This is a genomic window from Noviluteimonas lactosilytica, assembly GCF_020866925.1.
Taxonomy (GTDB): Bacteria; Pseudomonadota; Gammaproteobacteria; order Xanthomonadales; family Xanthomonadaceae; genus Noviluteimonas; species Noviluteimonas lactosilytica.
In genome coordinates, this window is the sequence record NZ_JAJGAK010000001.1 from 211681 (window position 1) to 225065 (window position 13385).

A 13385-nucleotide genomic window follows, 5' to 3' on the forward strand; every position below is an offset into this window, starting at 1 on the left:
GCTTCCGGGAGGTTCGCCATGCCCACGCGCCGGTTGCTCCTGCCTCACCTGGTGGTGCCGATCGTCCTCGCCTGCGCCGCATGCTCGAAGGAAGCGCCGCAGGCCCCCGCCGCGACGCCGCCCGCCGCAGCCACCGCGGCTGCGCCCGCGACCCCGCCCGCCGCCGCGTCGACGGCGGCGGCAGCGCCTGCCGCGGCGGCCGATCGCGTGTTCTCGCACGAAGAGCTCGCGCAGATGGTCGCGCCGATCGCGCTGTATCCCGATCCGTTGCTCGCGCAGGTCCTGATGGCGGCGACGTATCCCGGCGATGTCGCCGATGCGGCCACCTGGTCGAAGGCGAATCCGAAAGCGACCGGCGACGCGGCGGTGAAACAGGTCGCCGACCAGCCGTGGGATCCGAGCGTGCAGGCGCTCGCCGCGTTCCCGCAGGTGCTCGCCACGCTCGGCCAGGATCCTGGCTGGGTGCAACGCCTCGGCGATGCGTTCCTCTCGCAACCCGACGACGTGATGGATGCGGTGCAGGTGCTGCGCCACAAGGCGCAGGACGCGGGCAACCTCGCGAACAACGACTACCAGAAGATCAGCACGCAACCCGCGCCGGCGCGCGTCGCCGAAGCGCCTGCAGCGGAAGCGGCGCAGTACGACGACAGCGGTGCGGGCGCGTATTCGACGCCGACGCAGCAGGCCTACACCGACACCATCGTCATCGAATCCGCCGATCCGCAGGTCGTGTACGTGCCCTCGTACAACCCGACCACCGCGTACGGCGCGTGGTCGTATCCCTCGTATCCCCCGCCCTACTACCCGCCGCCGTCGGCGTACTACCCCGTCGGCACGGCACTCGCGCGCGGCCTCGCATGGGGCACCGGCGTTGCGATCGCCGATTCGCTGTGGGGCGACATGGACTGGAACAACAACGACGTCAACATCAACGTCAGCAACTACAACAGCATCAATTCCAACCGGCAGATCAGCAGCAACGCCAATCGCTGGGAACACAACAGCCTCAATCGCGACGGCGTGCCGTACCGCGACCAGCGCAGCCGCGATCAGTATTCCAACCGGCTCGCGGACAGTGGTTCGCGCGATCACTTGCGCGGCGACGATCCGGCACGCGCGCGGCAACGCGAACAGGCGCGCCAGTCGATGCAGGGCCGCGGCATGGAGGCGCCGGCGCGCACGAATCGCGAAGCGCAGGACCGCGCGAATCGCGCCCGGCAGGACATCGCGCAGGGCGGCGGGCGCGACGCACAGCGCGACCGCGCGCAAGCTGCGCAACGTGATCGCGCACAGACCGCGCAACGCGATCGCGCCGATGCGGCACGCGCTGGCGGCGGCCGCGACGCGCAACGCGAGCGTGCGCAGGCGGCATCGCAGGATCGCCAGCGCCAGGCCGGACAGCAACGCGACCACCAGCGTGCGCAGCAGCAGCAACGCGATCGCGCGAACCAGCAACGCTCCGCGCAGCAACGCCAGCAGGCCTCGCAACACCGCCAGCAAGGCGCGAACAACCATGCATCGCGTGACCATGCACGCCAGCAGCAACAACGCCAGCAACGGCCGCACAACGACGCGTTCGCCGGCGCGCAGCGACCGCAACAGTCGCGGCAACAGGCGCAACGCGGACACGCGAGCCAAGGCCACAGCCGTTCGCGCGCGCAATCCGGCGGCGGCCGCCAGCAGGCGAGCCACCAGGTGAATCGCCAGCCGCAGCGCAGCGGCGGCGGGCAACAACACGCACGCTCGGGCGGTGCACAGCGATCCGGAGGAGGGCATCGTCGATGAACACGTTGATCGGACATCGCATCCGCATCGCATGCCTGGCCACGGCGCTGTTCTCCGCAGCGTTGAGCGCCGCGCCTGCCTTCGCGCAACAGGCGTTCGCAACACCCGACGCCGCGGGCGACGCGCTCGTGCAGGCGCTCTCCGCGAACAAGCCCGACGAAGCCACGCTCGCCGCGGTGCTCGGGAAGAACTGGCGCGACTTCATCCCGGTCGGCAGCGTCGATCGCAGCGACGTCGACGCCTTCCTCGCGAAGTACCGCGAGCGCCATGCATGGAACGACATCGACGGCGGCCGCAAGCAACTCGCCGTCGGCTCGGACGCATTCACCCTGCCCGTCCCGTTGTCGAAGGACGACAAGGGCTGGCACTTCGACATGCTCGCAGGCGCCGACGAGATCCGCGCACGCCGCATCGGCCGCAACGAGATCGACGTGATCGAAGCGTTGCGCGCCTACCACGATGCGCAGAACGATTACGCCGAACTCGATCGCGACGGCGACGGCGTCCTCGAGTACGCGCGCAGGCTGGTCAGCACCGACGGTCGCCACGACGGCCTGTATTGGGCCGACGACGACAGCGGCGAGATCAGTCCGCTCGGCCCGTTGTTCGGCGACGCAACGCCGAAGTCGGACTGGCTCGGCTATCGCTATCGCATCCTCGAAGCGCAAGGCCCGTCCGCACCCGGCGGCAAGTACGCCTATACGCTCGGCGACAACATGAGCCGCGGATTCGCGCTCGTCGCGTGGCCGGCGAAATACGGCGACACCGGGATCATGACGTTCATGATCTCGCACGACGGTGGCGTGTTCGAACGCGACCTGGGCAAGGACGGCGAGCGGGCCGCGCGCAACATGAAGACGTTCGATCCCGACAGCGGTTGGACGGAGGTCGACAAGGCCACGCGCTGAGGCGGCGTGACCCCGGTCATTGGCCCGATGGCCAATGGATTCCGGGGCGGCGCGGTGGTGCGATAGGGACGATCCGGCCGCGGGAGGGTCCGCCATGGCGTCGCGTTCCGCGTTCCACGCGCTGTTCGCAAGCCTGCTGATGATCGCGGGAACGGCCACCGCACACGCCCAGGAAGTCGTCGGCGACGACACGCCGCCCGCCGAAGAACCGACGTTCTTCTTCTTCACCGACACGAGCGTCTCGCTCCTGCCCTACGGCATGGGCTTCGAAGTCGATCCCGACGAGCAGTCGACGATCACCTTCGAACATGCGCATGCGTCGAAGATCGGCGATCTCTTCATGTTCGTCGACTTCACGAAGTTGCACGGCACCCCGCCGGGCGCCGACGACACCACGTGGTACGGCGAGTTCGGCCCGCGCGTCAGCCTCGGCAAGATGCTCGGCAAGGACCTGAGCCACACGTTCTTCAAGCGCAGCCTGTTCGAGATCAAGGACGTGCTGATCGCCGCGCAGTACGAGCGCGGAGAAGATCCGGACGTCGCCGAAGCGGCATTGATCGGCGTGGGCTTCGACCTCGACGTGCGCGAAGCGGGCCTGCTCGGACGCCTGGGCAAGTTCAACTACGTGCAGCTGAATTTCTACGGCCGCAACGAACTGACCGAAGGCACGCGCAGCGGCTTCCACGACATGCAGGTCACGATGGTGGCGTCGTATCCGTTCGAGATCGGCGAGCAGCAATTCCTCGTCGACGGTTACTTCGATTGGGTGCTCGGCCTCGGCAGCGAAGAGGACTGGAGCTACCACCTCAATCCGCAGATCACCTGGGACATGGGCGCCGCGCGCGGAAAACCGGGCAAGGCGTACCTCGGCATCGAGGTCGACCTGTGGTGGAACAAGTACCAGATCCCGAACTCGCCCGGCTTCGACACGAACCAGGCGGCGGTGAGCCTGTTGTTCAAGTACCACTTCTGAGGAGAGCACGGCCATGACGGTGCAAGGCACGCCCACGCAGGCCATCCGCGGCCCGGTCGTCACGTTCAGGGGCGATCCGTTCAAGGACGGGCTCGACGCGACGATGGTGTACGAATCCGATGCGATCGTCGCGTTCGGCGATGGCAAGGTCACCCACTTCGGGCCCGCCGACAAGGTGAAGGCGCAATTGCCCGACAGCGTGCAGGTCCGCGACTACGGCAAGGATTCGCTGATCACCGCGGGGTTCCTCGACAGCCACGTGCATTTCCCGCAGACGCCGATGATTGCCGCGTTCGGCGAGCAACTGCTCGACTGGCTGAACAAGTACACGTTCCCCACCGAACGCAAGTACGCCGACAAGGCCTTCGCGTCGTCGGTCGCGAAGACCTTCCTCGCCGAGCAGCTGAAGAACGGCACGACGACCAGTTGCATCTACTGCACGGTGTTCCCGCAATCGGTCGATGCGTTGTTCGAGGAAGCCGAGCGCCTGAACATGCGCATCAGCGCCGGCAAGGTGCTGATGAACCGCAACGCGCCCGACTACCTGCTCGACACGACCAACAGCGGCTACGACGACAGCAAGGCGCTGATCCGCAAGTGGCACAACCGCGGGCGCCTGATGTACTGCATCACGCCGCGCTTCGCACCGACCAGCACGCCGGACCAGCTGCAGTCCGCAGGCGAGTTGTGGGACGAGTTCCCGGACTGCTTCATGCAGACGCACGTGTCGGAGAACGTCGACGAGGTCGAATGGGTCAAGAGCCTGTTCCCCGATCGCAAGGGCTATCTCGACGTCTACGACCACCACAAGCTGTGCCGCCCGCGCGCGGTGTTCGGCCACGGCATCCACCTCACCGAAGAAGAACTCGGCACGATGCACACGACGGGCTCGGCGATCTCGCACTGCCCGACGTCGAACTTCTTCCTCGGCAGCGGCTACCTGGACATCTATCGCGCGATGCGCGCGGATCGTCCGGTGCGCGTGGGACTCGGCACCGACCTCGGCGCCGGCACGTCGTTCTCGATCCTGCTCACACTCAACGAGGCGTACAAGGCCGCGCAGCTCAATCGGCAGAAACTCACCGGCGCGCAAGGCCTGTACCTGGCCACGCGCGGCACTGCGCACGCGATGTACATCGAGGACAAGGTCGGCAGCATCGCGCCGGGCATGGAAGCCGACATCGTCGTGCTCGACATGAAGTCGACCCCGATCATCGATTACCGCATGCAGTTCGTCGAAGACATCCACGAAGCGCTGTTCGTGCAGATGACGCTCGGCGACGACCGCGCGGTGCAGGCGACCTACGTCGCCGGCAAGTTGCAACACGAGCGTCCCTCCATCCACTGACAGGAGACACCACCATGTCCGCGAACCCTGCCGCGACCGGCGGCGTCGCTCCTTCCCGCACCCACGTCCTCGGCGGTCCGATGGCATGGTGGGTGTGGACGCTGTCCGTCATCTTCGTCGTCTATCTCTTCAGCTTCCAGACCGGCTATTCGATCGTGAATCCAAACGTGCAGAAGGACGTGGGGCTGAGCATCGGACAAGTCAGCACCATTGCCGCGGTGTACACGTGGGCGTTCGCGATCTGCCAGTTCTTCGGCGGCGCATTGCTCGACAAGCTCGGCGCACGCGCGGTGCTGCCGATTTCCATCGCGCTGGTGACGCTGGGCATCTTCGTGTTCGCCAACGCGAACAGCTACGGCATGTTGCTGTTGTCGCAGGTGATCATCGCGCTGGGCTCGTGCACGGGCTTCGTCGGCGCCGGCTACATCGGCGGGCAATGGTTCGGGATGGCGAAGTTCAGCTTCATGTTCGGCCTGGTGCAGGTGTTCGCCGCGCTGACTTCGGCGTTCTCGGTGGGCCTGATCTTCAAGGCGCTGGGCATGACCGACTGGCGCACGCTGTTCAACGGAACGGCGATCTTCGGCATCGTGTTGTTCGTGCTCGGGCTGATGTACATCAAGAACCCGACGCCCGTGCCGCGCATGCAGGAAAGCCTCGGTACGTTCTTCGGCAACGTGCTCAAGGGCATGGCCGAAGTCGCGAAGATCGGCCACGTGTGGGTGTCCGCGCTGCAGGGCGCGTTCTCCTTCGGTGCGATGCTCGCGCTCGGCGTCGTGTGGATGCCGAAGTTGCTGCAGGTGCACGGGATCGCCGAAGGCACGTCGAACCTCGGCGCCGCGTTGCTGTGGCTCGGCCTCGCGGCCGGCAGCGCCGTCATACCGTGGTGGTCGGATCACATCAAGCGTCGCAAGACGCCGATCATCCTCGGTGCGATCGTGCAACTGGCCGCGCTGCTGGCGCTCGTGTACATGACCAACCTCTCCGCGGGCGTCGCGCTGACGCTGTGCTTCCTCTTCGGGTACGCGAACGCCGCGCACATGCTGGCCTTCAGCACCGCGGCCGACGTCGTGCAGCCGCACCAGATCGGCACGTCCGCGGCGATCGTCAACGGCATCATGTTCATCCTCGGCGGCGTGCTGATCAGCCGTCCGGGCATGCGCATCGGCATGGGCCTGGAAGCCGGCCTCGAACCGAGGTCGCTCGAACTCGCGCAATACGCGAGCCTGCCGCTGCTCATCGCGTGCGGCCTGGCGCTGCTGATCGCGCTCTTCATGAAGGAGACCTACCCGCGCGGCAACGCGCCATGAGTGCGAACGCCGCGCCTGCGCAGCACGACGCCGCCCGGCCTGCGCTGGGTGGCGTGCGTGCGTGGCTCGCGTGGCTCGTCGCGGTCGCGTTCGTCGTCTACTACTTCAGCTTCCAGACCGGCTACGCGATCGTCAACGCGAGCGTGCAGAAGGAGTTGTCGCTGAGCGTCGCGCAGGTCGGGATGATCGCCGCGGCATACACGTGGGTGTTCGCCGTATTCCAGCTGCTGAGCGGACCGACGCTCGACCGGCTCGGCGCGCGTCGCGTGTTGTTGCCGGCGATCGTGCTGGTGACGGCGGGCATCGTCTTGTTCGCGAATGCGCGCAGCTTCGAGGCGTTGCTGCTGTCGCAGGCGCTGGTGGCGATCGGCGCGAGCACGGGGTTCGTCGGCGCGGGGTATGTCGGCGGGCAATGGTTCGGGATGGCGAAGTTCAGTTTCATGTTCGGCCTGGTGCAGTTCGCCGCGTCGATCTTTTCGGTCATCAACCAGAACCTGCTCGGCTGGGTGTTGTCGACGGCGAGCTGGCGCAGCGTGTTCTGGACCGACGGACTGCTGGGGTTGGTGTTGTTGTTCGCGGCGTACGCGATGTTGCGCGATCCGGTGCCGGTCGCGGGCGGTGGCGGATTCGGGCGCTTCTTCGCGGATGTCGGCGCTGCGTTGGGCGCGGTCGCGCGCGTGCCGCACGTGTGGATGGCCGCGGTGTTCGGTGCGTTGTGTTTCGGACCGATGCTCGCGCTCGGCGTGGTGTGGGGACCGAAGCTGCTCGCGGCGCACGGACTCGATACGCATGCGGCGAACGTGGGAACGTCGTTGTTGTGGCTCGGGCTGGCGGCGGGTTGCTTCGTGGCGCCGTGGATGTCGGATCGGTTGCGTCGGCGCAAGTGGCCGGTGCTCGTGGGCATCGTGCTGCAGTTGTTGGCGTTGGCTGCGCTGATTTACGTGGAATTGCCGGCCGCGGCGCTGCTCGCGTGCTGCTTCCTGTTCGGATTCGGCAACGCCGCGCACATGCTGGCCTTCAGCACCGCGGGCGACGTGGTCGAACCGCGCCACATCGGTACGTCGGCCGCGATCGTCAACGGGTTGATGTTCGTCGTCGGCGGCATCCTGATTTCGCGACCGGGCCTGCGCATCGGGCTCGGCATCGAGGAAGGCCTCGCGCCTGCCTCGCTCGAGATCGCGCAATACGCGGCGCGGCCGTTGATGATCAGCGTGATCGTCGCGCTGATCGTTGCGGCATCGATGCGCGAAACGTATCCGCAACGCTGACCCCTGCCGGGAGTCACGCTCCCGAACGTCACATGGTCGCAGGTGTGCCGGTTCCCTAGCATGGTGGCACGCAGGGATAACCGGGACGATCGGCATGGCGTGCGAACTCGCATTGGAAGGCGTGGGCTTTCGTTATCGCAACGGACACGACGCGGTGTCGGATGTCGGGTTGTCGCTCGGCCCCGGCATCGTCGGATTGCTCGGCCCCAACGGCGCGGGCAAGTCGACGCTCATGCGCGTGCTCGCGACGCTCGCGAAGGCGACGACCGGCCGCGTGACGTGGCGCGGCGAAGACATCGCGCGCAAGCCCGATGCGTTGCGCAACGAACTCGGTTACCTGCCGCAGGACTTCGGCGTGTACGAAGCCTTGTCGGCGCGCGAGTTCCTGCAGTTCCTCGCCGCGGTGAAGGGCCTGCCCGCGCGCGGCGTGGCCGATCGCGTGGATGCGTGCCTCGACATGGTCGGCCTGCACGATGCCGCGGACCGTCGCCTCGGCACGTTCTCCGGCGGCATGCGCCAGCGCGTCGGCATCGCGCAGGCGTTGCTCAACGATCCCGCGCTGCTGATCGTCGACGAACCCACCGTGGGCCTCGACCCCGAGGAGCGCGTGCGATTCCGTCATCTGCTCGCGGAACTGAGCGCGCAGCGCCTGGTGATCCTGTCGACGCACATCGTGTCGGACATCGAAGCGAGCGCGGGCGAACTCGCGGTGCTCACTGGAGGGCGCCTGCGTTTCCACGGCGCACCCGAAGCCCTGATCGCGCAGGCGGAAGGTCACGCGTGGAGTTGGAGAATCGCACCGTCGCAGCTCGCCGACGTGCGCGCGAAGCATCGCATCAGCCGCGCACAGCGACGCCCCGATGGCATGGAGGTCCGCGTGGTCGCCGACTCCTCGCCGTCGGCCGATGCCGTTCCCGTGTCGCCGGATCTCGAAGACGCCTACTTGTGGCTGCTGCAACGCAACGAGGCCGCGGCATGAGCGGACTGCCGCGCGCCATCGGCGCGATCCTGCAAGCCGACCTGCGCCAGCGCCTGCGTTCGCCGCGATTCTGGATCGTGCTCGTCGCACTCGGCGCGGCGATGTGGTGGTGTTTCCCCGCGGCGAATGCGGACTTCCTCACGATGTCGGTCGGCGACGGCATGCGCGGCCGCTATTCGAGCGCGTGGATCGGCATGGTCGTCGCGCTGATGTACAGCTCGTTGCTGTCGCTCGCGGGCTTCTATCTCGTGCGCGGCACCGTCGTGCGCGACCTGGAGACGCGCGCGTGGCAACTGCTGGTCGCCACGACGATGCGCCGAAGCGCGTATCTGCTGGCGAAGTGGCTGAGTCATCTCGCGGTGTTCGTCGCCCTCCTGGCGGTCGGGCTCGGCGTCGGACTCGTCGCGCAGCTGGTGCGCGCCGAGGACCTGCGCATCGACGTCATCGAACTCGCAAAGCCCGTCGTGTTCCTCACCCTGCCCTCGCTCGCCCTGACCGCGGCGCTCGCGGTGTGGTTCGACCTCGTGCCGTGGTTGCGGCGCAGCCTCGGCAACATCGCGTTCTTCGTGCTGTGGCTCGCGCTGCTCGGCGTCGGCGTGTCGCAGGCGGAACAGGCGCCGGGCGCAGCACTGCCCTGGCCCGGCGATCCGCACGGCCTGCTCGTCGCGGAGTACGACCTGTCGCGCGCATGGCCCTCGATCGATGCCGGCAAGGAACTCGGTCTGAGCGTCGGCAAGCAGATGCTCGAAGGCAAGGCGCCGGTCCTGCTCACGTGGAACGCCTGGCCGCTGACATGCGCCATGCTGCAAGCGCGCGCGACGTGGCTCCTGCTCGGCTTCGTCCTGGTGCTGTCGGCGACGCCGTTGCTCGATCGCTTCGCCGCGAACGCCGCGGTGCGCGCGGTCGCGGACAATGGCGGCGCGCGCCTGCGTTGGCTCGACGCGTTGCTAGCGCCGTTGCAACGCTCGGCGTTCGGCGCGTTGATCGCTGCCGAAGTCCGCCTCGTGCTGCGACCGCGACGCTGGTGGTGGTGGCTGGCGATGTTCGCCGCGTTCGCGACCCAGGTCTTCGCACCGGAGAAAGGGCTGGTCTTCGCGATGGTCGCCGCGTGGGTGCTGTCGATGGATGTCTACTCGCGACTCGCGTTCCGCGAACGCGACACCAACACCGCTGCGCTCGTGTTCACCGCAGCAGGCATGCGCGGTCGCCTGCTCGCGGCGCGCACAACCATCTGCGTGGGCCTCGCGTGGTGCGTGGTCGCCCCCGCGATCGTGCGGCTCCTCGCGACGCACCCCGCTGCGGGCATCGCGGCGATCGTGGCCGGCGCATCGGTCGCGCTGTGGGGACTGGGGTTCGGCGCGCTGTTCCGCAACGCGCGCCCTTACGAAATCGTGCTGCTCATGGCCGGCTACGTCAGCGTGCAGGGTGCGCTGGTGCTCGACGTGGTGTCCGCGCCGATGACGACGCTGGCGTGGCATGCGGCCCTGTTGCCAGCCGCGCTCGCGTTGCTCGTCGGGGCGTGGTGGCACACGGTCACCGCGCGCGCGTAGCGTGCGAGGATGACTAACGACCTTTGACCCCGGGGCCGCCGCCCCGCAGCCTTGCCCGACTTCACCGACAGGACCTGCCATGCGCCTCAAGCTCGCCGCGCTGTTCGTAGCCGCGCCCCTGCTCGCCCTCGCCGCCCCGACGTTCGCGCAATCGCATGACACGCCCGCACCGCCGTCGCACCCGGTCGTCACCACCGTGCCGCCGGCGAAGGACGCCGACGTGCAGTCGATCGACGGCATCATCGCCGCGATCTACGACGTGATCTCCGGCCCGCCCGGCCAGGCGCGCGACTTCAACCGCATGCGTTCGCTGTTCGTGCCCGGCGCGCGGATGATGCCGGTCGGCGGCAAGTCGAAGGACGCGATCGGCATCCGCCTGATGACGGTGAACGACTACGTCGCGTCGTCGGGTCCGCTGCTGCTCGAGAAGGGTTTCCACGAAAAGGAACTCGCGCGCAAGGTCGAGCAGTTCGGCAACATCGCGCACGTCTTCAGCACGTACGAGGCGACGATCGAGAAGGACAACGTCACCTTGCGTGGCATCAACACGCTGCAGTTGATGAACGATGGAAAGCGCTGGTGGATCGTGTCGCTGATGTGGCAGGCCGAGACGCCGGAGTTGCCGTTGCCTGCGCAATACCTGCCGGCCGCGAAGTAAACGCGCGGCGCTCCGCGGGGCTCTGAAGGGGGCAACGTCCCCCTTCACCCCAACGCAATCGCGCTCCCTGCCATCCTCCGCGAATGCCCGCCGCCGCCCGCACCCCCGATGACTTCGTCCGCGTCCGTGGCGCGCGCGAACACAACCTCAAGGACATCGACGTCGATATCCCGCGCGACGCGCTCGTCGTGTTCTCGGGCGTCTCGGGGTCGGGCAAGTCGTCGCTCGCGTTCGGCACGTTGTATGCGGAAGCGCAGCGGCGCTATTTCGAGTCGGTCAATCCGTATGCGCGGCGGCTGATCGACCAGGTCGGCATCCCGGATGTCGATGCGATCGAAGGGTTGCCGCCCGCGGTCGCGCTGCAGCAGCAGCGGGGAACGCCGAGCGTGCGCTCATCGGTCGGCAGCGTCACGACGCTGTCGAGCCTTGTGCGCATGCTGTATTCGCGTGCCGGCGAGTACCCGGCGAAACAGCCGATGCTCTACGCCGAGGACTTCTCGCCGAACACCGCGCAAGGTGCGTGTCCGCGTTGCCACGGCCTCGGCAACGTGTACGAATTGACGGAAGCATCGATGGTGTCCGATCCCTCGCTCACGATCCGCGAGAAGGCGATCGCCGCGTGGCCGCCCGCGTGGCATGGACAGAACCTGCGCGACATCCTCGTGACGCTCGGTTACGACGTCGACATTCCCTGGCGCGACCTGCCGAAGAAGGACCGCGACTGGATCCTCTTCACCGAGGAACAACCGGTCGCGCCGGTGTATCCCGGGTACACGCCGAAGGAAACGCGCGCCGCGGTGCGCCGCAAGGAAGAGCCCGCGTACATGGGCACCTTCATGGGCGCGCGCAAGTATGTGCTGCACACGTTCGCGACCACGCAGAGCGCGACGATGAAAAAGCGCGTGTCGCGCTACATGGTCGGCAGCATTTGTCCGGTGTGCGAGGGCAAGCGCCTGAAGCGCGAGGCGCTGTCGGTGAAGTTCGCGGGGTTCGACATCGCCGAACTCACCGCGTTGTCGCTCGATCGCATGGCGGAGGTCTTGCGGCCCGCCGCGAAGGCGAAGGCGCCCGGCCTTTCCGAGGAGAAGCGCGTCGCCGCGCAGCGCCTCGCGGAAGACCTCCTCGATCGCATCGCGACATTACAGGCACTCGGCCTCGGGTATCTCGCGATGGACCGCACGACGCCGACGCTGTCGCCCGGCGAACTGCAGCGGCTTCGCCTCGCCACGCAGATCCGTTCGCACTTGTTCGGCGTCGTGTACGTGCTCGACGAACCGTCGGCCGGCCTGCATCCAGCGGACAGCGAAGCGCTGCACAAGGCGCTCGACCAGTTGCGTGCGGCGGGCAACACGATCTTCGTCGTCGAGCACGATCTCGACATGATGCGGCGCGCCGATTGGATCGTGGATGTCGGCCCCGAGGCGGGCCAGCATGGCGGGCGGATCCTTTACAGCGGTCCGCCCGATGGATTGGCGAACGTCGATGCATCGCGCACGCGCCGTTACCTGTTCGACGAAGCCGCGCCCGTCCATCGCGAACGTCGCACGCCCGCGGGTTGGCTGGCGCTCGAACACGTGTCGCGCAACAACCTGCACCGCGTGGACGCGCGCTTCCCGCTCGGCGCATTCACCGCCGTCACCGGCGTGTCAGGCTCGGGCAAGTCGAGCCTCGTGAGCCAGGCGCTCGTCGACTTGATCTGCGCGCATCTCGGCACCGCGCCGGAAGCGGAGGAAGAAGAGCGCGATGCACCGACCGTCGTGCAACTGACGACAGGTCGCATCGCGTCCGGCGCCGAAGGCATCCGCCGCCTGGTCAACGTCGACCAGAAGCCCATCGGCCGCACGCCGCGCTCCAATCTCGCGACGTACACGGGCCTGTTCGATCACGTGCGCAAGCTGTTCGCCGCGACCAAGGCCGCAAAGGCGCGTCGATACGACGCGGGCCGCTTCTCCTTCAACGTCGCCAAGGGCCGATGCCCGACGTGCGAAGGCGAAGGCTTCGTCAGCGTCGAACTGTTGTTCATGCCCAGCGTGTTCACGCCCTGCCCCACCTGTCACGGCGCGCGCTACGACGCGAAGACGCTCGAGATCGAATGGAACGGGAAGAACATCGCCGACGTGCTGGCGATGACCGTCGACGAAGCGCTCGCATTCTTCGCGGACGAAGCGCCGTTGCAACGTCCGCTCGCGTTGCTGCACGACATCGGCCTGGGCTACCTGCGCCTGGGCCAGCCCGCGACAGAGCTCTCCGGCGGCGAAGCGCAACGCATCAAGCTCGCGACCGAACTGCAGCGCAGCCAGCGCGGCGACACGCTGTACGTCCTCGATGAGCCGACGACGGGCCTGCATCCGCACGATGTCGACAAACTGATGCGCCAGTTGCACGGCCTCGTCGACGCGGGCAACACCGTCATCGTCGTCGAGCACGAGATGCGCGTCGTCGCCGATGCGGATTGGGTGATCGACGTCGGCCCGGGCGCGGGCGAGAAAGGCGGACACATCGTCGTCGAAGGCACGCCCGAGACCGTGGCGAAGTCGAAACGCAGCCGCACGGCCGAGTATCTGCGCGACGTTTTGAACCAACGCGCCCGTTGATAGTAGTGGCACGCA

Annotated in this window: 10 protein-coding genes; all 10 read left to right on the top strand. The window is 67.5% G+C overall.

The window, feature by feature from the left end:
* Positions 1-18 precede the first annotated feature (18 nt).
* The 10 genes from LK996_RS01075 (at position 19) to LK996_RS01120 (ending at position 13370) form a co-directional block, all read left to right on the top strand.
* Positions 19-1785, top strand: a complete 1767-nt coding sequence (locus LK996_RS01075; RefSeq protein ID WP_230525330.1) for a DUF3300 domain-containing protein — start codon at positions 19-21, stop codon at positions 1783-1785.
* Positions 1782-2693, top strand: coding sequence for a DUF2950 domain-containing protein (locus tag LK996_RS01080; protein ID WP_230525331.1), 912 nt, complete (start codon positions 1782-1784; stop codon positions 2691-2693). The genes LK996_RS01075 and LK996_RS01080 overlap by 4 nt, the downstream gene beginning before the upstream one ends.
* A gap of 94 nt (positions 2694-2787) precedes the next feature.
* On the top strand, positions 2788-3666 hold the full coding sequence (locus LK996_RS01085; RefSeq protein ID WP_230525332.1) for an outer membrane protein OmpK: 879 nt from the start codon (positions 2788-2790) through the stop codon (positions 3664-3666).
* 13 nt (positions 3667-3679) lie between these two features.
* A complete protein-coding gene (gene guaD, locus LK996_RS01090; protein ID WP_230525333.1) occupies positions 3680-5014 on the top strand; it encodes a guanine deaminase in 1335 nt (444 codons plus the stop codon).
* 14 nt (positions 5015-5028) lie between these two features.
* Positions 5029-6321: an MFS transporter gene (locus LK996_RS01095; protein ID WP_230525334.1), complete on the top strand. Its 1293-nt coding sequence runs from the start codon at positions 5029-5031 to the stop codon at positions 6319-6321.
* Positions 6318-7589 carry an MFS transporter gene (locus LK996_RS01100; protein WP_230525335.1) on the top strand — a complete coding sequence of 424 codons (1272 nt, stop codon included), beginning with the start codon at positions 6318-6320 and terminating at the stop codon, positions 7587-7589. Before LK996_RS01095 ends, LK996_RS01100 begins: the two co-directional genes overlap by 4 nt.
* A gap of 94 nt (positions 7590-7683) precedes the next feature.
* Positions 7684-8568 carry an ABC transporter ATP-binding protein gene (locus tag LK996_RS01105; protein WP_230525336.1) on the top strand — a complete coding sequence of 295 codons (885 nt, stop codon included), beginning with the start codon at positions 7684-7686 and terminating at the stop codon, positions 8566-8568.
* Positions 8565-10118 carry a hypothetical protein gene (locus tag LK996_RS01110; RefSeq protein ID WP_230525337.1) on the top strand — a complete coding sequence of 518 codons (1554 nt, stop codon included), beginning with the start codon at positions 8565-8567 and terminating at the stop codon, positions 10116-10118. The genes LK996_RS01105 and LK996_RS01110 overlap by 4 nt, the downstream gene beginning before the upstream one ends.
* Positions 10119-10197: 79 nt before the next feature.
* Positions 10198-10776 carry a hypothetical protein gene (locus LK996_RS01115; protein ID WP_230525338.1) on the top strand — a complete coding sequence of 193 codons (579 nt, stop codon included), beginning with the start codon at positions 10198-10200 and terminating at the stop codon, positions 10774-10776.
* Between the two features lie 83 nt (positions 10777-10859).
* Positions 10860-13370, top strand: coding sequence for an excinuclease ABC subunit UvrA (locus tag LK996_RS01120; protein ID WP_230525339.1), 2511 nt, complete (start codon positions 10860-10862; stop codon positions 13368-13370).
* Positions 13371-13385: the final 15 nt, after the last annotated feature.